This window comes from Arthrobacter sp. EM1 (assembly GCF_029964055.1).
Taxonomy (GTDB): domain Bacteria; phylum Actinomycetota; class Actinomycetes; order Actinomycetales; family Micrococcaceae; genus Arthrobacter.
The window spans coordinates 1,023,062-1,045,508 of record NZ_CP124836.1 but is presented as its reverse complement, the minus strand read 5'-3'; the positions used below and the strand labels follow the sequence as shown (position 1 = coordinate 1,045,508).

Sequence of the window (22,447 nt, the reverse complement as noted above, 5' to 3'; positions counted from 1 at the left end):
ACGCTAATTTTCGAGAGAACCACGAAAACCAACCCACACACCCAAAGGCGCCCAGGTCAGATCCAGGTTCATATTCTTGGAAATTGCTTCTTATAAAAGATGCTCGCGTCCACTATGTAGTTCTCAAACAACAACCCCGTACCACACACCCCACACGCAACCCCCACAAAGGGACCAAACCGTGCGATCGATGCAGCCAGGAACAACCAGAAACACCAGCACCGGACACCACAGCGAAAACCGCGGAACCCGGCCCCTGTTGCCTCAGGACCCAACAGTGTGCCAAACACTAAACCACCAGCACCCCCCGCACACCGTTCCAGGAACCACACAAGTGCAGAACCGTACTAAGTGCCGCAGGAAAAACCAGCGGCCGCTACTTGTTGATATTCCACCCGTGAGCACCCGCCGCAGAACTAGCGTCTGCGCAACGGGCGTACTCCTGACAACCCCTCCACACTCACATACATGAGGCAAGGTGACTGTAGGTGCTCCTTAGAAAGGAGGTGATCCAGCCGCACCTTCCGGTACGGCTACCTTGTTACGACTTAGTCCCAATCGCCAGTCCCACCTTCGACAGCTCCCTCCCACAAGGGGTTAGGCCACCGGCTTCGGGTGTTACCAACTTTCGTGACTTGACGGGCGGTGTGTACAAGGCCCGGGAACGTATTCACCGCAGCGTTGCTGATCTGCGATTACTAGCGACTCCGACTTCATGGGGTCGAGTTGCAGACCCCAATCCGAACTGAGACCGGCTTTTTGGGATTAGCTCCACCTCACAGTATCGCAACCCTTTGTACCGGCCATTGTAGCATGCGTGAAGCCCAAGACATAAGGGGCATGATGATTTGACGTCGTCCCCACCTTCCTCCGAGTTGACCCCGGCAGTCTCCTATGAGTCCCCGCCATCACGCGCTGGCAACATAGAACGAGGGTTGCGCTCGTTGCGGGACTTAACCCAACATCTCACGACACGAGCTGACGACAACCATGCACCACCTGTAAACCGACCGCAAGCGGGGCACCTGTTTCCAGGTATTACCGGTTCATGTCAAGCCTTGGTAAGGTTCTTCGCGTTGCATCGAATTAATCCGCATGCTCCGCCGCTTGTGCGGGCCCCCGTCAATTCCTTTGAGTTTTAGCCTTGCGGCCGTACTCCCCAGGCGGGGCACTTAATGCGTTAGCTACGGCGCGGAAAACGTGGAATGTCCCCCACACCTAGTGCCCAACGTTTACGGCATGGACTACCAGGGTATCTAATCCTGTTCGCTCCCCATGCTTTCGCTCCTCAGCGTCAGTTAATGCCCAGAGACCTGCCTTCGCCATCGGTGTTCCTCCTGATATCTGCGCATTTCACCGCTACACCAGGAATTCCAGTCTCCCCTACATCACTCTAGTCTGCCCGTACCCACCGCAGATCCGGAGTTGAGCCCCGGACTTTCACGGCAGACGCGACAAACCGCCTACGAGCTCTTTACGCCCAATAATTCCGGATAACGCTTGCGCCCTACGTATTACCGCGGCTGCTGGCACGTAGTTAGCCGGCGCTTCTTCTGCAGGTACCGTCACTTTCGCTTCTTCCCTACTGAAAGAGGTTTACAACCCGAAGGCCGTCATCCCTCACGCGGCGTCGCTGCATCAGGCTTTCGCCCATTGTGCAATATTCCCCACTGCTGCCTCCCGTAGGAGTCTGGGCCGTGTCTCAGTCCCAGTGTGGCCGGTCACCCTCTCAGGCCGGCTACCCGTCGTCGCCTTGGTGAGCCATTACCTCACCAACAAGCTGATAGGCCGCGAGTCCATCCAAAACCACAATAAAGCTTTCCACCCCCCACCATGCGATGAGGAGTCATATCCGGTATTAGACCCAGTTTCCCAGGCTTATCCCAGAGTTAAGGGCAGGTTACTCACGTGTTACTCACCCGTTCGCCACTAATCCCCCAGCAAGCTGGGATCATCGTTCGACTTGCATGTGTTAAGCACGCCGCCAGCGTTCATCCTGAGCCAGGATCAAACTCTCCGTTGAAGTAAAACAGACACAACCAACACCCCCGGGAAAACGGGACGCATCAGCTGCACAAAATTTGAAACCAGCTGTAAAAACCAGACCCCACCACGGGGTGGCGGACCTGATCAATTCAACCAATTCAATACAATAAATTGGTATCAACAAACTTGGCACACTATTGAGTTCTCAAACAACAGACACATTCAAAGTAGTAGCTGAAACAATTCAACTAAATGAATTCTTTATCTTTCAGTCTTTCTTTGCTGCGATATTTCAATCTTATTTCATTCATTTCCGCTTTGCAAATCCGGATTTTCATCCGAAGTTCACTTGCTGGAGCAAATGTCCCAACCAAAATATGAAGCATTTTTTCGATTTGCACGATGTACTCCGGGGAGGACAATAGCGCTAAAAGAATTGCTTCTCTAGTTTGGTTGGGGTTGGCCGCCACTCTGCGGTGGCGACTAAAAGAACAATACACGCTCCGCCCCGACCTTGCAAGCGGGGCGGCAAACGGGGTACGTCGACGCGCGGTGTTCGGCTAGGGCACGCTGACTTCCACGGTGGCCAGGTTCTTTTTGCCGCGGCGCAACAGCAGGTATCGGCCGTGGAGCAGTTGGCCGGGCTCAATGACGGCGTCGGGATCTGCAACCTTGGCATTGTTGACGTACGCCCCGCCCTCCCCCACCGTGCGGCGGGCGGCGGACTTGCTCTCCGACAGGCCCGTTGCGACCAGGAGTTCGATGATGCCCAAGGTGCCGGCGCCGACTGTCGCGGACGGCAGCTCGGACGTGGCTGCCTTGAGCGTTGCCTCGTCCAGGGCGCTCAGATCACCGTTGCCAAACAACGCAGCAGAGGCGGCAATGACCTTCTCTGTCGCTTCTACTCCGTGCACGAGCGAAGTCACTTCGTAGGCAAGCTTGCGCTGCCCTTCGCGGGCGAACGGCCGCTCGGCCAGCGCAGCCTCCAGGGTCTCGATCTCCGCCCGGCTGAGGAACGTAAAGACCTTAAGGCGCGCAGCAACGTCGCTGTCTGCGGTGTTGAGCCAAAACTGATAGAACGCATACGGGCTGCACATCTCCGGATCAAGCCAGATGGCGTTACCCTCGCTCTTGCCGAACTTCGTCCCGTCGGCATTGGTGATGAGTGGTGTCCCAAGCGCGTGGACGTGTTTGCCCTCAACCTTGCGGATCAGGTCAGTGCCGCTGGTCAGGTTGCCCCACTGGTCCGATCCACCGGTCTGCAAGACACAGCCGTGGTCACGGAAGAGCTGGAGATAGTCCATACCCTGAAGGATCTGGTAACTGAATTCCGTGTAGCTGATTCCCTCGTCGGAGTTCAACCGGTTGGCGACGATGTCTTTTTTGATCATGGTGCCGACCCGGAAATGTTTGCCGATTCCGCGCAGAAAATCGATGGCGCTCAAGGGCGCTGTCCAGTCAAGGTTGTTGACCATTCGGGCCGCGTTGTCGCCCTCAAAACTGAGGAACCGCTGGACCTGCGCCTGCAGTTTTCCGACCCATTCTGCTACCGTCTCGGGGGTGTTAAGCACACGCTCTGCACTCTGGCGCGGGTCACCGATGAGGCCGGTGGAGCCGCCGACGAGGCCGAGGGGCTTGTGGCCGGCTAGTTGGATCCGGCGCATTAGCAGCAACTGCACCAGGTTGCCCAGGTGCAGACTCGGAGCAGTGGGATCGAAGCCGCAGTAATAGCTCACTGGTTCTCCGGCGAGCAGCTGCTGAAGCTCCGCCTCATCCGTGGAGACGTGGACCAGGCCCCGCCATTTCAGCTCCTGCCAGACGTCGGCGAAGCTGGGGTCATTCTGCTGGGAACGGGGATCATTTAGCTGGGACACGGAATCTAAGGTAGCAGGATCAGCGCACCCTCAGCGTCTGTGACTTTCGATCGAGACCGGCACCGCCGTGCCGGGCTCAGTCTTCGATGCCCGCCGGCACGCCGGCGGAGGCGATCAGACGCAGCCGCTGGGTGGGCCGGGTCATGGCCACATACAGGTCACCGACACGGCCGTGCTCACGGTTCAGCATGGCCGAAGGCTCCAGCACCACAACGCCGTCGAACTCCAGGCCTTTGGCCTCGCGGGGACTGATAACAACGATGTCCTGGGCATAACTTCCGGCGTCGGTGCCGACGCGGCGCCCGTAAACGGCGCGCAGTGCCGCGGTGGCTTCGGAAAGAAGCCCGCCGTCGGCAATGACCGCCAGCAGGCCGCCCTCCAGGGAAGCGAGTTCCTCCGGCAGGACCGCCACGAGCTTGCTGATCACCTGGCCCGGCTCGACGCGGTCGACCACCGGCGCCCAGCGACCCTCGCGGACAGCCTTGGGTGCGGAGACGACAAGCCCCGCCGCGTTGGCCATCCGGGCCGCCGCTTCGGCAATCTGCGACGGTGTGCGGTAGTTGACTGTGAGCTCCTCGAGCTGCCAGCGGTCACCGAACATCGGGGCCAGGGCGCTCTGCCAGGAATTGGCGCCCACCACGGAACTGGTCTGGGCAATGTCGCCCACGATGGTGAAGGACTTCAGCGGGCAGCGGCGGACCAGCAGGCGCCACTGCATCGGCGAGAGCTCCTGGGCCTCATCCACCACAATGTGCCCAAAGGCCCAGCTGCGGTCGGTCGTGGCACGCTCTGCTGCAGTGAGCCGGGCCTCGCGTTCCTGGTTCTGGTCAACGAGCTCTTCCGCGGAGATCAAGACGTCTACGCCGGCGGTTTCCATGTTAACAAGCGTCTGTTTGGCGTTGGCCAGGTCGCGTGCACGATCGTGTTCCTGCTGTGCCAGCCCCCTGCCCGCAGCGGCGTCCAGCTCGCCGAGGAGTTCGGCTGCCTCGTCCAACAGCGGCACGTCAGCTTCGGTCCACGGCGCATCGGCCGGACGGAGCAGCAGTTGCCGCTCGGCCGGGCTGAGCTGGGGGGTACAGGCTTCCAGGATCGCCGGCTTGCTGAAGAGTTCACCAATCAGCTTCTCCGGCGTCATCGGCATCCAGCACAGATTCAATGCGATCCGGACGTCCCGGGCGGAGCGGACATCCTCGGCCAGGTAGGAGCGGTCTGCGTTGTTGCCGATGCTGCCGGCCTCGACGAGTTCGGTCATCTGTTCCGTAAGTTCGCGCAGCAGCATCCTGACAAACGAAACGCGCGCTTCGTTGTGCGGCTTGCCGGTGGAGCGTGCGCGGTCCCGGGCACGGCGGACCTGCCGGGGAGTCAGGAGGAGTTTGCGCCCGTCCACTTCAAGGACGCGGTTCTGCGCAGGAATACGCTGCCGGTTGGCCACCGCGTTCGCCACGACCTCGACCATGTCCAGCCGGCCCTTGATGGCAGCGACCTCGGACTCCGGCTCGGCCACGGCATGGATTCCGGGCATCAGCCGGCCGACACTGGCCATCACAACGCCGGTCTCGCCGAGTGACGGCAACACGCGTTCGATGTACTTCATAAAGGACGACGACGGTCCCACCAGCAGGACGCCGGCGGTCTTGAGCCGGTCCCGGTGTGTGTAGAGCAGGTAGGCCGCGCGGTGCAGGGCAACCGCCGTTTTGCCGGTGCCGGGCCCGCCCTGGACGACAAGGGCTCCGGAGATCGAGGACCTAATGATCCGGTCCTGCTCGGACTGGATGGTGCCGACGATGTCTGACATCCGTCCGGTCCGCTTGGAGTTCAGGGCTGCCAGCAGCGCGCCCTCGCCCTGCAGGGACTCGTTGTCCGCGAGCAGCCCGGCGTCCAGGACATCGTCCTCGATGGCCTTGACCTCGCGGCCCTGCAGGATGAGGTGGCGCCGGCGCCGCACTCCCTGCCGGTCAAACGCGGTGGCCTGGTAAAAGTGTCCGGCTTCCGGCGCACGCCAGTCGAGCATAAGCCGCTGCAGCTCGTCAGTGGTCAGCCCGATGCGGCCGATGTACTGCGCCTCCCCGGAGTCGAGGTCGAGGCGGCCGAACACCAGCCGGTCATCGACGGCGTCGAGCTGCGCAAGGCGGTCCTCGTAGAGTGCAGCGAAAGCATCCCGCTCGGAGACGTTCTGCATAGTGCCCACCGCACCGGCCCGACGGACCTGCGCCAGCTGGGTGCGCTTTTCCGCCCGCAGCTCGTCGAGCCGGGCGTAAAGTCCGGCGACATAGTCGCGTTCATGGGCCAAATCAGCGTCGTGCATCGAACGTTCCCCTATCGAAAAAGACAGACCAACCATTCTACAACCATTTCAGTGCGGCACCGCTACACGACCGCTTTTTGCACCCCGGTGCAGCGGTGCCAGCGGGCCGGGCCCGGAGGGCGGTTTACAGCCGCAGCAGGGAACTGACCCGATGCCCGTCGAGGGCAGAACGGCCGTTAAGCTCATCCAGTTCCAGGACCACACCCACACCGGCCACTTCGACGCCGCAGCGTTCGAACAGCCGGACGGCGGCAGCCAGCGTGCCGCCCGTGGCAAGGACGTCATCGAGAATCAGGACGCGGCTGCCGGGCGCAAGGTCAGTGGTGTGCAGCTCCAGGGTGGCGCTGCCGTACTCGAGCGCGTAGTCCTCGGAGACCACTTCACGGGGTAGCTTGCCGGCCTTGCGGACGGTGATGACGCCCGTGCCGGTGGCGTAAGCCGCGGCGGCGGCCAGCAGGAAACCGCGGGCCTCCACGCCGGCCACGGCGTCGAACTGGCCCTCGAACGGCGCCACCAGGGCGTCCACAACAGCCTTGAGTGCTGCGCCGTCGGCGAAAACGGGGGTCAGGTCCTTGAAGACAATTCCGGGCTTGGGGTAATCCGGGATGGTGGCGCAGAGGCTGCTGATCAGTTTGTCCACCGGCGCAGTGGTTTCACTCTTGGTCATCGTGGTCCGGGGAAGCTCGCTTTGATTCACCCGTCAAGCTTACTCGCTGGGCTTTTACGGTTCCGCCGGGCACGTGTGCCGGTCGCCCGGCAGGGCAGGCCTGCTACCCCGGGCGCACCTTCGCTGCCTTGTAGCGGGAGACGGTCGGGTCGCCGGTGACCCAGAAGCGCCAGGGGTAGTCGCGGCTGCCCCCGGCGCCCGAGACGCCGACGCGTGGCCCGGAACTGACATCTACGGCCGGCAGGTCCGGCAGTTCCAGCCGGAACGGGGCCACGAGCGCATCCCGGCCGGTGTCCGCCGTCGTGATGCCCAGTGCCGTGGCGAGCCGGGCCGGGCCGCTCGCGAGCTCCCTGGCGGATTTCGACGTCGGCCGGCGGGTGAGTGCCAGGTCTTCCCCTGCCACAATCATTCCGGCCCGCAGCAGCACGGCAGAGGCTTCTCCGAGCGGTCCGCAGACGATGTTGGCGCAGTGGTGCATGCCGTAGCTGAGGTAGACGTAGAGGTGCCCGGCCGGGCCGAACATCGGGGCGTTGCGCGCGGTGGCGCCGCGAAAGGTGTGCGAACCGGGATCCGGGTGCTGCGAGTCGTGCGGTCCCAGATAGGCCTCCACCTCGCTGATCCGCACGGACACCAGTCCGTCGGGACCCTCATGCGTCAAAACTGCACCAAGCAGCAGCGGCGCCACCTGCCGGGCGTCGGCGGAAAGTAGCCCACGCAGGCCAGCGGCCGGGAATCCACGGCCCGGCGCACTGTCAGGAGGAGTCGCACTCATGCTCCGACTTTAACAAACCCGCCGGATTACCCTGCACGGCCATGTCCGATTTCCGCTAGCAGCAGCATCCGGATGCTGGCAGGATGAACTCATGGATTTCTGGCAGCGCTACCGGGCAATCGACGCCCGGGACATCCGGTTCGACGGGCAGTTCTACACGGCTGTCCGCACAACCGGCATTTACTGCCGGCCGTCCTGCCCGGCCCGGACCCCCAAGGCCGGCAATGTCACGTTCTACGAGACCTCCGCCGCCGCGCACGACGCCGGCTACCGGGCCTGCAAACGCTGCCTGCCCGAAGCGGTGCCCGGCACGCCTGCCTGGAATGTCCGCTCGGACATCGCCGGACGCGCTATGCGGCTGATCAACGACGGGGTGATCAATCGCGACGGCGTCCAAGGCCTCGCCACCCGCCTGGGCTACTCCTCGCGCCAGCTCAACAGGATCCTCAGCCACGAGCTCGGCGCCGGCCCCCTCTCGCTGGCCCGTGCCAGCCGGGCCCAGACGGCGCGGACCCTGCTGGTCTCCACCACGATCAAGGTCGCCGACATCGCGTTCGCCGCCGGATTCAGCAGCGTCCGCCAGTTCAACGAGACCATCGGCGAAGTTTTCGCCATGACCCCGTCGGCGTTGCGGGCCACCGCACGCCACCATCGGTCGCCGCCCCAGGCTGCTGTGTCGTCGACGGCCCTGACGCTGAACCTGCCGTACCGCGAGCCCTTCGACCCCGGCGTTTTTTCGTTCCTCGCAGTCCGGGCCATCCCCGGCGTCGAGGAGGGCACCTCGAGCTCCTATGCGCGGACGCTGCGCCTGGCGCACGGCGATGCGCGCTTCCGGGTGGACTATAACGCCGACGCCAGCGGGCGCCCGCTGCTGCTGAGCATCGGCGCCGTCGACCTCCGGGACCTGCCCTCCCTGCTCAGCCGGGTCCGCCGGCTGCTGGACCTTGACGCCGACCCGGTCGCCATCGACGAGGTGCTGGGATCCGATCCCCGGCTGGCGGCGGGAGTCACCGCCACGCCGGGAATCCGGATGCCCGGCGCCGTTGATCCGCAGGAGCTGCTGATCCGGGCAATGATCGGCCAGCAGATCACAGTCGCCGCCGCGCGGACGGCACTTATCCGGTTGTCCGCCGCCGGCAGCGACAGCTTGGTTCCCGCCGTCGGCCTGCACCGGCTGTTCCCCACCGCTGAGCAAATTGCCGCGGACGGCCTCGAACTGCTCCGGGGCCCGCAACGCCGCATCGATTCGATCCGGAATGCAGCCGCTGCGATGGCTTCGGGCAGGCTCGACTTTGGCTATGGCGATGACCTGCCGGGGCTGGAGTCCAAGCTGCTGCCCCTGCCCGGGGTGGGGCCGTGGACGGTGGGCTATGTGGCGATGCGCGTGATCGGAGCACCGGATGTCTTCCTGGCCAACGACGCGGCGGTGCGCAACGGCATCCGCTCGCTGGCCCCGGATCCTGACGGCGCCGTGTCGCCGGGCCAGCCCCTGAGCCCCGATTTCCGCGAGCTCAGCCCCTGGCGTTCCTACGCCACCATGCACCTGTGGCGCACAGCGGCGCTCGCCCGGGCCGCGGCACCCAAAACATCATTTATTTCCCGCCTGGCTCCCAAGAAAGCGGCATTATGAAAGCCCAGTTGCTGACCATGTCCACCCCCGACGGCCCGTTCACCATCATTGCCCGGGACGGTGTGGTGATTGCCTCCGGGTGGACGGCTGTTCCCGGGGACTTGATCGGGCAGATCCACCCGGACCTGCTGCCGGGGGCCTTCGAGTCCGTCCCGGGCCTGGGAGTCATCTCCGATGCCGTGGACGAGTTCTACGCCGGCTATCCGGAACCGGCTATGGCGGTGCCGGTGCTGCAGAAGTCCGGCCCGTTCCGCGGGCATGCCTGGGAGATCCTCCGCACCGTCGCGCCGGGACACCCCGTGAGCTACACCGAGTACGCGGAAATGTCCGGAAATGCGAAGGCCGTCCGGGCTGCTGCCAGCGCCTGCGCCTTCAACGCTGCGGCGCTTTTTGTACCGTGCCATCGGGTGATCCGCACCGACGGAAGCCTGGGCGGATTCCGGTGGGGGCTGGTAATCAAAAAAAGCCTTCTGGCCCGGGAACACCTGCTGGTCTCTGCCGTCAAGCAGTAGCGGGCGCGGGCCGGCGCCCGGGTGGTTAGGCGCCCGAGTTAGGTTCAGCGGGTGACAGGCGCACCCCGGCCGGCCACGGAAGCAGCGCCGGGAGGTCGACGCCGTCGGCCGCGGCCGTGGCGCGCAGGCTGCCGAGAGTGGGCGTGCGGCCCGCGAGCCAGGCAGCAATGTCGGTCAGCATCCCGTTGACGGCCGTCGATCGGCTGCCGGGCGTACCGATGGCCACGGCTGGCAGTCCGAGCGGCTGGAGGACAAAGCGCTGCCCGTCGGGCACCCGCGCGGCCAGGAATTCGAAGAGGTGCTCGCAGAACGGCCGGCTCCAGGTCTCGGGGCCGCGGCCGGTGCCAAGATCTGCGGCGTGGATGACGAATTCGCGCCAGAGTGCCAGTCCGCCGTCGAACACAACTCCCCCGCGGAAACTGATCGGCCTGTGCCAGTCGGCGCCGTCAAGGGATTCAAAAGCAGTCAACGCCCGGACCAAGGCGTGATCCAGATCGGAGCGGTGTTCGGCCACGGGGTGTCCGGCCGACATTTCGATCGCCCGGGTCCGGCCTTCGAAGCCGCCGTCATAGAGTTCGATGGTCTTGCCCTGCGCGGCGAATTCCAGCTGGCGGGCCATCGCGTTGGCGATGCCGCAGAGGTGGGCCAGCACATGTCCCCGGGTCCAGTCCGGCAGTTCCGAGGGCGCCTTGACGTCCTCCTCGGAAAAGGTGGCAGCTATCCCCGCCACGACGTCGGCGGCGCGGCGGAGTTCTGCCAGGAGTTTTTCCGGCGTGATTGTGGTCATGGCGAACATCCTAACCGAGCGCCCTGGATAAATCCGGATTAACTGAAGGGCCCCGGGCCATAGCGGTGGCGGATGTGCCGGCGGTCGTGCCGGGCCTGCCAGAACTCGATTTCGCGGGGCCGGAGGGCATAGAGCTGCCAGTCCGGGTTCTCGCCGCCGTCGGCCCCCGGCCGGGCGTGCCAGTCTGCGGCGGAGGCCTCCGCCGACAACTCAACAACACCGCCGGCCACCCGGACCTGACGGCCCTGCTGCTGCCAAAAGAAGTTGAGCGCGGCCTCCGGGTTGGCCGCAAGCTCCCGGCCTTTCCGCGACGCACGGGACGTGGCGAAGTGCCAGCCGCCATCGTCGATGTCCTTCAGGATGAGCATCCGGGCGGAGGGACGCCCAAGGCGGTCCGCCGTGGCCAGGCTGCAGGCGTTGGGCTGCCGCACACCGGCTGAGAGCGCCTCATCGAACCACTGCCGGAACAGCTCGGCGGGGTCAGCGGGCGCTTGTGCCGGGTCGAACTCCGGAAGTACATCGGGGAAATCGGGCAGGCCACGCAGCAACTGGCGGAAAGTTTCGCTCATGCCGTAATGCTAGCGGGGAGTTTTGGCGGCAAACGCACAGCGCTCCCTCACTTTTGGCAGGAAATCCGCCGACGCTCCTGCAGGCAGTGCAGGAGCGTCGGCGGAAATACTGCAGGAAGTGAGGGAGCGTGTGTCGCTAGCCCGCGTACCCGCGGACCCCGGCCAATTCGCTCTCGAGGGCCACCAGCTGGCGCTCGACGGCGGCCGGAGCCGTACCGCCCTGGGAGTTGCGGCTGTTCAGCGAGCCCTCGGTGGACAGGACCGTACGGACCTCGGGTGTCAGGTGCTCGGAGATCGCGGCATATTCCTCATCCGTCAGGTCCCAAAGCTCGACGCCGCGGCTTTCCGCCTGCTTGACCGCAGCCCCGGACAGCTCGTGCGCCTCACGGAACGGAACGCCCTGCCGGACGAGCCATTCGGCAATGTCCGTAGCCAGCGCGAAGCCCTGCGGCGCCAGGGACTCCATCCGTTCGGTGTTGAACGTCAGCGTCGCGATCATGCCCGATACTGCCGGGAGCAGGACCTCCAAGGTGTCGGCGGCGTCGAAGACCGGTTCCTTGTCCTCCTGCAGATCGCGGTTGTACGCGAGCGGCAGGCCCTTCAGGGTGGCCAGCAGCCCGGTCAGGTTGCCGATCAGCCGGCCGGCTTTGCCACGCGCAAGTTCCGCCACATCCGGGTTCTTCTTCTGCGGCATGATCGAGGAGCCGGTGGAGTAGGAATCGTGGAGGGTAACAAAGGAGAACTCCTTCGTGGCCCACAGGATAACTTCCTCCGACACACGGGAAAGGTCCACTCCGATCATGGCCGTGATCCACGCAAACTCGGCGAAGACATCGCGGGAGGCGGTGCCGTCGATCGAGTTGTGCGTCGCGGAGAAGAAGCCCAGTTCCGCGGCCACAGCCTCCGGGTCCAGGCCCAGCGACGAGCCGGCGAGGGCACCCGAGCCATAGGGTGACACCCCGGCCCGCTTGTCCCAGTCCGCCAAACGCTGCACATCGCGCAACAGCGCCCAGGCGTGGGCCAGCAGGTGATGGCTCAGCAACACGGGCTGGGCGTGCTGCAGATGGGTGCGGCCGGGCATGGCGACGCCCTGATGGGCCTTCGCCTGGTCCACCAAAGCAGCGATCGTTGCGAGGACACCGCGGGCAATGATCCGGGCATGGTCACGCAGGAACATCCGCCCCAGCGTGGCCACCTGGTCGTTACGGGACCGGCCGGCGCGGAGCTTGCCGCCAAGCTGGGTGCCGGCGCGCTCAATCAGACCCCGTTCCAGCGAGCCGTGCACGTCCTCATCGGAGTCCGCGGGCAGGTAGGCACCGGAGGCCACGTCTGCATCCAGCCGTTCCAGGGCGTCCAGCATGCCCTCAAGCTCGGTGTCGTCGAGCAGGCCGGCCTTGTGCAGGACGCGGGCATGGGCCTTGGAGCCGGCGATGTCGTAGCGCGCCAGCCGCCAGTCGAAGTGCGTGGACTTGCTCAGCGCCGCGAGGGCGTCAGCGGGTCCGCCGGCGAACCGGCCGCCCCACAGCGCGCCTTCATTTGTGCCGGAAGCCACTACTGACCTGCGACGCGGATGTCGCGGCCCGAGGCGACCTTGGCGGACATGCCCCACAGCTCGATGAAACCCTTGGCCATGGACTGGTCGAAGGTATCGCCGGTGTCGTAGGTGGCGAGGTCGAAGTCGTAGAGCGAGGTCCCGGACCGGCGTCCGTTGACGATCGCCTGGCCGCCGTGCAGCACCATCCGGATGTCGCCGGTGACGTAGCGCTGGGTGTCTTCGATAAAGGCGTCGAGGGAGCGCTTGAGCGGCGAGAACCACTGGCCGTCGTACACCAGTTCGGACCAGCGCTGGCCGACAGTGGCCTTGAACCGGGCCTGCTCGCGTTCGATGGTGATGTCTTCGAGGTGCTTGTGCGCGGTGATCAGCGCCATGGCACCAGGCGCCTCGTAGATTTCGCGGGACTTGATGCCAACGAGGCGGTCCTCGACGACGTCGATCCGGCCCACGCCCTGGGCGCCGGCACGGCGGTTGAGCTCCTTGATGGCCTGCAGCGGGGTGACCTTAACACCGTCGATCGCGACCGGGACACCGGCGTGGAAGGAGATGGTGACCTCGTCGGGAGCCGGCGGGAACTCCGGGGTCGCGGTGTAGTCGTAGATGTCCTTGGTGGGACCGTTCCAGATGTCCTCGAGGTAGCCGGTTTCGACGGCGCGGCCCCAGACGTTCTGGTCGATGGAGTACGGGTTCTTTTTGGTGGTCTCGATCGGGAGTCCCTTTTCCTCGGCGAAGGCGATGGCCTTGTCGCGGGTCAGGGCAAGGTCACGGACCGGTGCAATGCACTTCAGGTCCGGGCCGAGGGTCTGGATACCGACCTCGAAGCGGACCTGGTCGTTGCCCTTGCCGGTGCAGCCGTGGGCCACCGTGGTAGCGCCGAATTCGCGGGCAGCCTTGACCAGGTGCTTCACGATCACGGGGCGGGAGATCGCGGAAACCAGCGGGTAGTGGCCTTGGTAGAGGGCGTTGGCCTTCAGCGCGGGCATGCAGTACTCGTTGGCGAACTCGTCGGAGGCGTCAGCCACATAGGCTTCGACGGCGCCGCAGCCCAGGGCGCGCTGGCGGATCGTCTCCAGCGACTCGCCGCCCTGTCCGACGTCGACCGCCACGGCGATCACCTCGGCACCGGTAGCTTCACCGATCCAGCCGATAGCTACGGAAGTATCCAGGCCACCGGAGTAGGCCAGCACAATACGCTCAGTCACTTCAATTGCTCCTTAGTTGTTTGGTTCTTAGTTGTTTGGTTCTTAGTTCTCTGGTGGAAGTTTATTGGCCGGCTTCATCAGCGAGCCGCAGGAAGCGGGCCGCGACGGCTGCGCCGCCGACCGGGTCGCGGGTGACCAACAGCACGGTGTCGTCCCCGGCGATGGTGCCGAGGATGGACGGCATCACCGAGTGGTCGATCGCCAGCGCCAGGAAGTTGGCCGCGCCGGGAGGCGTTCGGAGCACCACAATGTTCGCGGACGCTTCGGCGGTGACCAGCAGTTCCGCGCAGAGCCGGGCCAGCCGCGCGTCGAGGATTTCCTGGCTGACACCGCTTTTGGCCGCGCGTTCCCCGCCCTCCCCCGGCACCGCGTAGACGAGCACACCTTCCTTCCCGCGGACCCGGACCGCGCCGAGCTCCACGAGGTCCCGGGAGAGGGTGGCCTGGGTGACCTGGACGCCGTCGTCGGCGAGCAGTGCCGCCAGCTCCGCCTGTGAACGGACCGACTCACCCGTGAGGATCGCGGTGATCCGTGCCTGCCGGGCCGTCTTGGTGGCCGGGCTGGCCCCCGGGGAAGCGGGCTGGACGGACACTATCGGCGCCCCTTCGGTGCCGGCTCCCCGTTCGGCGCCAGCCCGTCAACGACGGCGAGGCCGGAGTTGTGCATCAGCCAAGCCATCAGCGCCTTCTGGGCGTGCAGCCGGTTCTCGGCCTCGTCCCAGACGATTGACTGCGGGCCGTCGATCACGGCCGCGGCGATCTCGTAGCCCCGGTAGGCGGGCAGGCAGTGGAGCACCACGGCATCCGGCGCCGCCAGCTGCATCGCCGCTTCGTCGACAGCGTAGCTGCGGAACAGCTGCAGCCGGGCCTCCTTCTCCTCCTCCTGGCCCATGGAGACCCATGTGTCGGTGGCGACGACGTCGGCCCCCAGCAGCGCCTCGGCAGCGTCAATGGTGACAAGAACCGACCCGCCGGTCTCCGCCGCGCGGTCTTCGGCCGCGGCGATGATCGCCGGGGAAGGCAGGTAACCTTCGGGGCCGGCCACACGGACGTGCATGCCGGCGGTGACGCCTGCCAGCAGGTAGGAGTTGGCCATGTTGTTGGCAGCGTCGCCAAGGTAGCTTAGGGTGAGGCCCGCCAGCTCGCCCTTGTGTTCCTTGATCGTAAGCAGGTCGGCGAGGAGCTGGCAGGGGTGGTAGTCATCGCACAGGGCGTTAATGACCGGCACCCGGGAGTTTGCTGCCATGGCCACCAGGCCGGCGTGGGCACCGGTCCGCCAGACAATGGTGGACACCATCCGCTCCAGGACCTTGGCGGTGTCCTCGATGGACTCCTTGTGGCCGATCTGCGCCTCGCCCGGGTTGATGATCAACGCATTGCCGCCCATGTCGGCCACGCCCGCGGCGAACGAGACCCGAGTCCGGGTGGAGGTCTTATCGAAGATCACGGCAACGGTCCTGCGTCCGCTGGCCTCCGCCGCGAACGGCTGCACACTGTAGGGGGCGGCCTTCATCCGCAGGGCAAGGTCCAGGACCTCAGCCTGCTCGGCCGGGGTGAGGTCGGTGTCCTTGAGGAAGTGCCGGGGCCGGCTGTTCGACGTCACTGTCGACATTTCAGTCGTGTTCACTGGGCGTCCTTTGCTGTCTGGAGAAGGGCAGGCAGTGCCGCGAGGAAGCGGTCGGCCTGTTCGGTCGTGAGGATCAGCGGCGGGGCGAGCCGGATCGTGTGCGGGCCCGGGCTGTTGACGATAAAGCCTGCGTCGAGCCCGGCGGCCACGACGGTCGGGGCGACGTCGGCGTCCAGATCAAAGCCGATCAGGAGCCCTTCGCCGCGGACCGCGGCAACGCCGTCGATCCCCGCGAGGCCGGCACGCAGCCGCTCCCCTACGTTCCGGACGTGGTCCAGGACATGCTGGTCCGCCAGCACGTGCAGGGTGGCCAGTGCTGCAGCGGTGGCCACCGGGTTGCCGCCGAACGTCGTCCCGTGCTGGCCGGCGGAGAGCAGCGCGGAAGTTTCCGGGCCAAAGGTCACGAGGGCGCCAATCGGGAAGCCGCCACCGAGGCCCTTGGCGAGCGTGACCGCGTCGGGCATAATCCCGGCGTCCTCGCTGGCGAGCCACTTGCCGGTACGGCCGATGCCGGTCTGGACCTCGTCCAGGATCAGCAGGGCACCGACGGCACGGGTGGCCGCCCGCGCGGCCTGCAGGTAGCCGGCGGGCAGCGGCCGGACGCCGGCCTCGCCCTGGATCGGTTCGAGGAAGACTGCTGCGGTGGTGTCGTCCACTGCGGCCAGGAGCGCGTCGATGTCACCGAAGGGGATGTGCACAACGCCGCCAGGCAGCGGCGCAAACGGCGCCCGGTAGGCCTCCTTTGCGGTGAGCGCCAGCGCGCCCATGGTCCGGCCGTGGAAGGCGCCCTCAAGGGCGATGATTTTGGTCCGCGGCGTCGCTGCCGAACCAACATTGCGCCGTGCCAGCTTAAACGCGGCCTCGACCGCCTCCGTGCCGGAGTTGGCGAAAAACACCTTGGAACCGGCCGGCGCGCTGGTGATCTCCAGCAGCTTTTCGGCCAGCGCGATCTGGGTGGGACTCGTAAAGAAGTTGGAGACGTGACCCAGGGTGGCGAGCTGGCTGGAGACGACCGATGTGACAAAAGGATGCGCGTGGCCGAGGGCATTGACCGCGATCCCGCCGAGCAGGTCCAGGTATTCCTTGCCGTCCGCGTCCCAGACGAGGCAGCCGGCGCCACGGACCAGGACCCTCTGCGGGGTCCCGAAGACACCCAGCAGCGAGGTGGAGTAGCGGGCCAGCCAGTCGGCTCCGGTACCGGAGCCGCCGGTTCCGACCATTTCGCTGAGTTTGGGGGATTTTTCCAGCTGGTTCATTTGTTTTCCTCGTCCGGGACGACCTGTGTGCCGATGCCCGCTGTTGTGAAGGTCTCCAGCAGCATCGAATGCGCCAGCCTGCCGTCCACGATGTGTGCGCGTTCGACGCCGCCTTCAACGGCTTTGAGGCAGGCCTCCATTTTCGGGATCATGCCTGACTCCAGACGCGGCAGCAGCTCGCGGAGTTCCGACGCGGTAAGCGAGGAAATCAGCGAGGAGCGGTCCGGCCAGTTGGCGAAGAGACCCTCAACATCGGTGAGGATAACCAGCTTCGAGGCGCCGAGCGCCTCGGCCAAGGCCGCGGCGGCGGTGTCCGCGTTGACGTTCAGCACCTGGCCGGTGGTCTGCACTTGGTGGGTTCCCCGGTCACCGGTGCCGTCCGCGAATATTTCCGGCGCTACTGTCGAAATCACCGGGATCCGGCCGGCCGCAACGATATCCAGGATTCCCTCGGGGTTTACGCCGACAACTTCGCCGACGAGGCCCAGATCCACCTCCTCGCCGTCCACCACGGTGCCGGTCCGGACGGCCCGGAGCAGCCCGCCGTCCTCACCGGACATACCAACGGCGTAGGGGCCGTGTGAGTTGATCAGGCCCACGAGTTCGCGGCCCACCTGGCCGGTGAGGACCATACGGACCACGTCCATGGCCTCCGGCGTGGTGACCCGCAGCCCGCCCTTAAACTCGGATTCGATCCCGAGCCGGCTGAGCATGGCGTTGATCTGCGGGCCGCCGCCGTGCACCACGACCGGGTGGATCCCGACGTGGTGCAGGAAAACGACGTCCTCGGCAAAGGCGCGGCGCAGCTCATCGTTAACCATGGCGTTGCCGCCGTATTTGATCACCATCGTGGTGCCGGCAAAGCGCTGGATCCAGGGCAAGGCCTCGATCAGGGTGCCGGCCTTGCCCTGGGCATCGGACATGGACGTGGTCTCGCGGGTCTGGGCGTTCATCGGCATCCCCTAGCTGGAGTAGGCGCTGTTTTCGTGGACGTAGTCGTGGGTGAGGTCGTTGGTCAGGATGGTGGCCTCGGCGTTACCGGCCTGGAGGTCGATCTCGACCAGGACCTCGCGGGGTGCCAGGTCCACGAGGCTCCGGTCGTCGCCGATGCTGCCGTTGCGGCAGATCTGCACGCCGTTCATGGACACATTGAGCCGGTCGGGTTCGAAGGCGGCGTCGGTGGTGCCGACGGCGGAGAGCACCCGGCCCCAGTTGGGGTCCTTGCCGAAGATCGCGGCCTTAAAGAGGTTGGAGCGGGCCACTGCGCGGCTGACGACTTCGGCGTCCTTTTCGCTGGCGGCGTTGAAGGTGCGGATGGCGATGTCGTGGCTGGCTCCTTCTGCGTCGCCGATCAGTTTGCGGGCCAGTTCTGCGCAGACCCGGGTCAGGCCGGCGCCGAAGTCGGCGGCCGACGGCACGGCGCCGGACGCTGCGGAGGCGAGCAGCACCACCGTGTCGTTGGTGGACATGCAACCGTCCGAGTCCGCCCGGTCGAAGGTGACCCGGGTGGCGTCGCGGAGTACAACGTCGAGCATGTCCGGCTGGACGTCAGCGTCAGTGGTGAGCACCACGAGCATGGTGGCGAGCCCGGGGGCGAGCATGCCGGCACCCTTGGCCATACCGCCGATGGTGAATTCCTTGCCGTCGGCGTCGGTACCGGTGAAGACGGCCTGTTTGGACACCGAGTCCGTGGTCATGATGGCGGTGGCAGCATCGGAGCCGCCGCCTGTGCTCAGCGCTGCGCTTGCCGCCCCGATCCCGGCGAGGACCTTATCCATCGGCAGTTGCTCGCCGATCAGGCCGGTGGAACAGACGAAGACGTCGGTGGCGGAGATGCCGAGGGCTTCGGCGGTCTTTTCGGCGGTGGTGTGGGTGTTCTGGAAGCCTTGCGGGCCGGTGCAGGCGTTGGCCCCGCCGGTGTTCAACACAACGGCATCCACGCGGCCGTCCTTGACCACCTCTCGGGACCAGTGCACGGGGGCTGCGGCCACCCGGTTGGAGGTGAACACGGCCGCGGCGGCCTTGGCGGGGCCGTCGTTGACCACAAGGGCGAGGTCGGGGTTGCCGGAGGCCTTGAGGCCGGCGGTGACTCCGGCGGCACGGAATCCCTGGGGGGTGGTGATGCTCACGGTGCTACTCCCTGCAGATCGAGGCCGGCGGTTTCCGCCAGGCCGAGGGCAATGTTCATGGACTGCACGGCTCCGCCGGCGGTCCCTTTGGTCAGGTTGTCGATGGCGCACGTAACGATTACCCTGCCGGTGTGCCCGTCGAGTGCCAGCTGCATCACGGCGTGGTTGGACCCCTGGACCGACTTTGTCGAGGGCCATCGGCCTTCGGGCAGCAAGTGCACAAACGGCTCGTCGTCGTAGGCCTCGCTCCAGGCCTGGCGGAGCTCCCCGGCAGTAACGCCGGGGCGCACCTTCGCCGTGGCGGTGGTGAGGATGCCCCGGCTCATGGGGGCCAGCGTGGGCGTAAAGGACACCGTTACCGGAGCGTTGAGGGCCGCCGAAAGCCCCTGCTCAATCTCGGGCGTGTGCCGGTGCCCGCCCCCCACACCATAGGGGCTCATCGAGCCCATCACCTCGGCGCCGATCAGATTGGCTTTGGCCGCCTTACCGGCCCCGGAGGTTCCGGATGCGGAAACGATAACAACGTCGTCGGGCTGCAGCAGGTGGTTACTAAAACCAGGGGTAAGGGCCAGCAGGACCGAGGTCGGGTAGCAGCCCGGCACGGCGATCCGGGTGGCGCCCCGGAGCGCCTCACGCTGGCCGGGAAGCTCCGGGAGCCCGTAGGGCCAAGTGCCGGCGTGCGGGGAGCCGTAGAACTTTTCCCAAGCGGCCGCATCCTCGAGCCGGTGGTCGGCGCCGGCGTCGATCACGAGGGTGCCTGCGGGCAGTTGCGCGGCGATCTCCCCGGAGGCTCCGTGCGGCAAGGCCAGGAACACAACGTCGTGTCCGGACAGGTTGGCCACTGTGGTGTCTTCGAGGATACGGCTGGCCAAACCGTGGAGATGGGGCTGCAATTCCCCTAGTCTGGAACCGGCGTTGCTGTGGGCCGTGATGGCACCGATCGTTACGTTGGGATGACCGGCAAGGAGCCGCAGCACCTCGCCGCCGGCATAACCGCTTGCGCCGGATACGGCAACAGAAATAGTCATACAGGGAACTATACAGCAAGAGTATGCATAGATGTCGATAATTATGCATCAGCTGAGCCGCGCCCGGCCATGGTCACCCGGCCGCGGAGTGCACCTGGGCTGCACCGCGGGAGGGGTCCCGATGGCCCGGGGGCGTATGCTTGGTCGTGGGTGATCCAGACCGTGCAATCCGAATGTCGGATGCAGCGTTGCCCGTAACAGTTACGAGGCGCGAGCTCCATGACCCCCACCACTGCTACGCCGGAGCGACCCAAATCTCGCCTCCGCCAGCCCAACGCCGTTGTCCTGAGCTACTCGGAACTCCTCAAGACCGTCAAGTCCGCCGGCCTCCTCGAACGCCGCGTCGGCTTCTACGTCACGGTCTTCTCCGTCCTGGTCCTTCTGATGACCGCCACCTGGTTCGGCTTTGCGCTGATCGGTGACAGCTGGTTCCAACTCCTTATCGCCGCGGCGCTGGGCATCCTCTGCACCCAGCTGAGTTTCCTGGCCCACGAGGCCGGACACCGCCAGATCTTCGCCTCCCGCCGCGCCAACGACTGGGCCGCCCGGCTCCTTGCCACCTCGGTCGCCGGCATCAGCTACTCCTGGTGGGAGCAGAAGCACGGCGCGCACCACAACCACCCGAACGTCATTTCCAAAGACCCGGACATCGCCACCGGCGCCATCGCCTTCTTCCCGGAGGCTGCCGCTACCCGGCAGGGACGGTTCTCCTTCCTCACCCGCAAACAGGGCTGGCTCTTTTTCCCGCTGCTGTTCCTCGTCGGCCTGGGCCTCCAGATCGATTCAATCAAGTTCATCTTCCAGCGCGCCAAAGTCACACACCGCTGGGTGGAAATCCCGATTCTCCTGGTCCGGCTCAGCCTGCTCCCGGTATTGGCCTTCACGTTCCTGCCGTGGGGCGTTGCCCTTGCGTTCATCGGGGTCCAGCTGGCCGTCTTCGGGTTCTACATGGGCGCCTCGTTCGCCCCTAACCACAAGGGCATGCCGGTTCTGCCGGCGGACAGCCGCGTTGACTTCTTCAGCCGGCAGGTCCTGACGTCACGGAATATTTCCGGTGGCCCCTGGATGGACATCCTGCTGGGCGGCCTCAACCGCCAGGCCGAACACCACCTCTTCCCGGATATGGCCCGGCCGCAGCTCGACAAGGCCGCCGTGATCGTCCGCGAATTCTGCGCGAAGCACCAGGTTCCCTACACGGAAACCACCCTGCTGCAGTCCTACGGCATCATCGTGCGCTACCTCAACGAGGTCGGTCTCTCCGCCGGACGCCACTTCGAGTGCCCGATGGCGACCGTGACCCGACGCTTCTAAGCCGCGGCCGGGCTCCGCTGCGCGAAGGGCAAGCCGGCAGCCCCGGCCCGTCAGTGTGACCCGAAGTGGCGGCCGAATACCGGCCGCCACTTCGGCGTTGCTGTCGCTGTCCCTAGGATGGTGCAGAAGCGGAGCCGGAGATCGGGCCGCGGAAACCCAGCCGGCCGATGCGGGCCGGTTTGCAGCCCAGGAACTTCAGCTCAAGCAAGGAGACAGCTAATGCACGCAATCGTCGCCCGCGAGGCCGGGGGTCCCGGTGTCCTCACGCTGACCGGGGTGGAGCGCCCGACGCCGGGCCCCGGCCAGCTGCTGATCAAGGTCGCCGCCGCCGGCGTCAACTTCATCGACACCTACAAGCGCAGCGGCAGCTATCAGGTGGACTACCCCTTCACCCCCGGCTCCGAGGCCGCCGGCACCGTGGCGGATCTCGGCGACGGCGTCACCGGGTTCTCCCCCGGCGACCGGGTGGCGACGGCGGAAGGCATCAACTGCTACGCCGGCTACGCACTTGTCGATGAGGACAAAGCCCTGCCGGTCCCCCGCGGCGTGGACGATTTCACCGCAGCCGCCCTTCCCCTGCAGGGCATCACCGCGCACTACCTGATCAATTCCTCCTTCACGGTGGAGCCGGGCCACACCGTCCTGCTGCACGCCGGAGCGGGCGGCGTCGGGCTGCTGCTGATCCAGCTGCTCAAGGCCAAGGGCGCACGCGTTATCACCACCGTGTCCACGGATGAAAAGGAACAACTGGCCCGCGGCGCCGGAGCCGACCACGTGCTGCGCTACGACGGCTTCGCGGCAAAGGTCCGCGAACTGACCGACGGGACCGGCGCGGACGTGGTCTACGACGGCGTCGGGAAGGACACCTTCGACGGTTCCCTGTCCGCCCTGCGTATCCGCGGCACACTGGTGCTCTTTGGCGCCGCGTCCGGGCCTGTGCCGCCGTTCGATCCGCAGCGGCTCAACGCCGGCGGATCCTTGTACCTGACCCGCCCGACGATTGCACATTTCCTGCGTGATGCCCGGGAACGCCGCTGGCGCTCGGACGAGCTTTTCGCCGCGGTGGCTGACGGAAGCCTCAAGGTCCGGATTGGCGCCCGCTATGATCTCGCGGAAGCCGCCCGGGCACACGAAGACCTGGAGCAGCGCCGCACCACGGGCAAGGTCATCCTGGTCCCCTAAACCAGGACCGCCAGGGTCCGCCGTTATCCGGGACCAGCGTGCGCACATCCGGCTTG

Annotated in this window: 19 protein-coding genes and 1 rRNA gene; 4 read left to right on the top strand and 16 right to left on the bottom strand. The window is 65.8% G+C overall.

Going from position 1 to position 22,447, the window contains the following annotated elements:
• Nucleotides 1–499: 499 nt before the first annotated feature.
• From QI450_RS04645 to QI450_RS04620, 6 genes are all read right to left on the bottom strand, one after another.
• A 16S ribosomal RNA gene (locus QI450_RS04645) occupies nucleotides 500–2,023 on the bottom strand.
• Between the two features lie 211 nt (nucleotides 2,024–2,234).
• Complete coding sequence (locus QI450_RS04640; protein ID WP_226774705.1) at nucleotides 2,235–2,387, bottom strand: hypothetical protein; 153 nt, start codon at nucleotides 2,385–2,387, stop codon at nucleotides 2,235–2,237.
• A 159-nt stretch (nucleotides 2,388–2,546) separates the two neighbouring features.
• The gene (tyrS, locus tag QI450_RS04635) at nucleotides 2,547–3,860 is read right to left on the bottom strand and encodes a tyrosine--tRNA ligase (RefSeq protein WP_226774706.1); all 1,314 of its coding nucleotides are present in this window, start codon (nucleotides 3,858–3,860) and stop codon (nucleotides 2,547–2,549) included.
• Nucleotides 3,861–3,936: 76 nt separating this feature from the next.
• Nucleotides 3,937–6,165 (bottom strand): AAA family ATPase, encoded by a 2,229-nt coding sequence (locus QI450_RS04630; protein ID WP_226774707.1) that lies wholly within the window; start codon nucleotides 6,163–6,165, stop codon nucleotides 3,937–3,939.
• 124 nt (nucleotides 6,166–6,289) lie between these two features.
• The gene (locus QI450_RS04625; protein ID WP_226774732.1) at nucleotides 6,290–6,832 is read right to left on the bottom strand and encodes an adenine phosphoribosyltransferase; all 543 of its coding nucleotides are present in this window, start codon (nucleotides 6,830–6,832) and stop codon (nucleotides 6,290–6,292) included.
• A gap of 103 nt (nucleotides 6,833–6,935) precedes the next feature.
• Complete coding sequence (locus QI450_RS04620; RefSeq protein ID WP_226774708.1) at nucleotides 6,936–7,604, bottom strand: DNA-3-methyladenine glycosylase; 669 nt, start codon at nucleotides 7,602–7,604, stop codon at nucleotides 6,936–6,938.
• 91 nt (nucleotides 7,605–7,695) lie between these two features.
• On the opposite strand from QI450_RS04620, the gene QI450_RS04615 reads away from it, so the two are divergent.
• Nucleotides 7,696–9,234, top strand: coding sequence for an AlkA N-terminal domain-containing protein (locus QI450_RS04615; protein WP_226774709.1), 1,539 nt, complete (start codon nucleotides 7,696–7,698; stop codon nucleotides 9,232–9,234).
• Nucleotides 9,231–9,746, top strand: coding sequence for a methylated-DNA--[protein]-cysteine S-methyltransferase (locus QI450_RS04610; RefSeq protein WP_226774710.1), 516 nt, complete (start codon nucleotides 9,231–9,233; stop codon nucleotides 9,744–9,746). Before QI450_RS04615 ends, QI450_RS04610 begins: the two co-directional genes overlap by 4 nt.
• A 25-nt stretch (nucleotides 9,747–9,771) precedes the next feature.
• Here QI450_RS04610 and QI450_RS04605 read toward each other — a convergent pair whose 3' ends face one another.
• The 10 genes from QI450_RS04605 to argC all read right to left on the bottom strand — a co-directional run bounded on the left by QI450_RS04605 (nucleotide 9,772) and on the right by argC (nucleotide 19,898).
• On the bottom strand, nucleotides 9,772–10,533 hold the full coding sequence (locus tag QI450_RS04605) for a maleylpyruvate isomerase family mycothiol-dependent enzyme (RefSeq protein WP_226774711.1): 762 nt from the start codon (nucleotides 10,531–10,533) through the stop codon (nucleotides 9,772–9,774).
• 38 nt (nucleotides 10,534–10,571) lie between these two features.
• The gene (locus tag QI450_RS04600) at nucleotides 10,572–11,102 is read right to left on the bottom strand and encodes a pyridoxamine 5'-phosphate oxidase family protein (protein WP_226774712.1); all 531 of its coding nucleotides are present in this window, start codon (nucleotides 11,100–11,102) and stop codon (nucleotides 10,572–10,574) included.
• 136 nt (nucleotides 11,103–11,238) lie between these two features.
• The gene (gene argH, locus QI450_RS04595; protein WP_226774713.1) at nucleotides 11,239–12,654 is read right to left on the bottom strand and encodes an argininosuccinate lyase; all 1,416 of its coding nucleotides are present in this window, start codon (nucleotides 12,652–12,654) and stop codon (nucleotides 11,239–11,241) included.
• Nucleotides 12,654–13,859: an argininosuccinate synthase gene (locus QI450_RS04590; protein ID WP_226774714.1), complete on the bottom strand. Its 1,206-nt coding sequence runs from the start codon at nucleotides 13,857–13,859 to the stop codon at nucleotides 12,654–12,656. The genes argH and QI450_RS04590 overlap by 1 nt, the downstream gene beginning before the upstream one ends.
• A 61-nt stretch (nucleotides 13,860–13,920) precedes the next feature.
• Entirely contained in the window at nucleotides 13,921–14,451 is a 531-nt protein-coding gene (locus tag QI450_RS04585; protein ID WP_226774715.1) for an arginine repressor, read from the bottom strand.
• On the bottom strand, nucleotides 14,451–15,470 hold the full coding sequence (argF, locus tag QI450_RS04580; RefSeq protein ID WP_226774733.1) for an ornithine carbamoyltransferase: 1,020 nt from the start codon (nucleotides 15,468–15,470) through the stop codon (nucleotides 14,451–14,453). Before argF ends, QI450_RS04585 begins: the two co-directional genes overlap by 1 nt.
• Nucleotides 15,471–15,481: 11 nt before the next feature.
• The gene (locus tag QI450_RS04575) at nucleotides 15,482–16,741 is read right to left on the bottom strand and encodes an acetylornithine transaminase (RefSeq protein WP_226774716.1); all 1,260 of its coding nucleotides are present in this window, start codon (nucleotides 16,739–16,741) and stop codon (nucleotides 15,482–15,484) included.
• Entirely contained in the window at nucleotides 16,738–17,694 is a 957-nt protein-coding gene (gene argB / locus QI450_RS04570; protein WP_226774717.1) for an acetylglutamate kinase, read from the bottom strand. Before argB ends, QI450_RS04575 begins: the two co-directional genes overlap by 4 nt.
• A gap of 9 nt (nucleotides 17,695–17,703) precedes the next feature.
• Nucleotides 17,704–18,870 carry a bifunctional glutamate N-acetyltransferase/amino-acid acetyltransferase ArgJ gene (gene argJ, locus QI450_RS04565; RefSeq protein WP_282468106.1) on the bottom strand — a complete coding sequence of 389 codons (1,167 nt, stop codon included), beginning with the start codon at nucleotides 18,868–18,870 and terminating at the stop codon, nucleotides 17,704–17,706.
• The gene (gene argC, locus QI450_RS04560) at nucleotides 18,867–19,898 is read right to left on the bottom strand and encodes an N-acetyl-gamma-glutamyl-phosphate reductase (protein ID WP_226774720.1); all 1,032 of its coding nucleotides are present in this window, start codon (nucleotides 19,896–19,898) and stop codon (nucleotides 18,867–18,869) included. The genes argJ and argC overlap by 4 nt, the downstream gene beginning before the upstream one ends.
• Nucleotides 19,899–20,117: 219 nt before the next feature.
• Here argC and QI450_RS04555 point away from each other — a divergent pair, with 219 nt between their 5' ends.
• On the top strand, nucleotides 20,118–21,209 hold the full coding sequence (locus QI450_RS04555; RefSeq protein WP_226774721.1) for an acyl-CoA desaturase: 1,092 nt from the start codon (nucleotides 20,118–20,120) through the stop codon (nucleotides 21,207–21,209).
• A 219-nt stretch (nucleotides 21,210–21,428) separates the two neighbouring features.
• Complete coding sequence (locus QI450_RS04550; RefSeq protein WP_226774722.1) at nucleotides 21,429–22,391, top strand: quinone oxidoreductase; 963 nt, start codon at nucleotides 21,429–21,431, stop codon at nucleotides 22,389–22,391.
• The last annotated feature ends 56 nt before the right edge of the window (nucleotides 22,392–22,447 follow it).

Coding starts and splice junctions, on each gene's coding strand:
- argB (WP_226774717.1), bottom strand. CDS start 17,694: ATGAACGCCCAGACCCGCGAGACCACGTCCATGTCCGATGCCCAGGGC.
- QI450_RS04605 (WP_226774711.1), bottom strand. CDS start 10,533: ATGACCACAATCACGCCGGAAAAACTCCTGGCAGAACTCCGCCGCGCC.
- QI450_RS04550 (WP_226774722.1), top strand. CDS start 21,429: ATGCACGCAATCGTCGCCCGCGAGGCCGGGGGTCCCGGTGTCCTCACG.
- QI450_RS04625 (WP_226774732.1), bottom strand. CDS start 6,832: ATGACCAAGAGTGAAACCACTGCGCCGGTGGACAAACTGATCAGCAGC.
- QI450_RS04620 (WP_226774708.1), bottom strand. CDS start 7,604: ATGAGTGCGACTCCTCCTGACAGTGCGCCGGGCCGTGGATTCCCGGCC.
- QI450_RS04610 (WP_226774710.1), top strand. CDS start 9,231: ATGAAAGCCCAGTTGCTGACCATGTCCACCCCCGACGGCCCGTTCACC.
- QI450_RS04630 (WP_226774707.1), bottom strand. CDS start 6,165: ATGCACGACGCTGATTTGGCCCATGAACGCGACTATGTCGCCGGACTT.
- QI450_RS04600 (WP_226774712.1), bottom strand. CDS start 11,102: ATGAGCGAAACTTTCCGCCAGTTGCTGCGTGGCCTGCCCGATTTCCCC.
- QI450_RS04575 (WP_226774716.1), bottom strand. CDS start 16,741: ATGAACCAGCTGGAAAAATCCCCCAAACTCAGCGAAATGGTCGGAACC.
- QI450_RS04555 (WP_226774721.1), top strand. CDS start 20,118: ATGACCCCCACCACTGCTACGCCGGAGCGACCCAAATCTCGCCTCCGC.
- QI450_RS04615 (WP_226774709.1), top strand. CDS start 7,696: ATGGATTTCTGGCAGCGCTACCGGGCAATCGACGCCCGGGACATCCGG.
- argF (WP_226774733.1), bottom strand. CDS start 15,470: ATGTCGACAGTGACGTCGAACAGCCGGCCCCGGCACTTCCTCAAGGAC.
- argC (WP_226774720.1), bottom strand. CDS start 19,898: ATGACTATTTCTGTTGCCGTATCCGGCGCAAGCGGTTATGCCGGCGGC.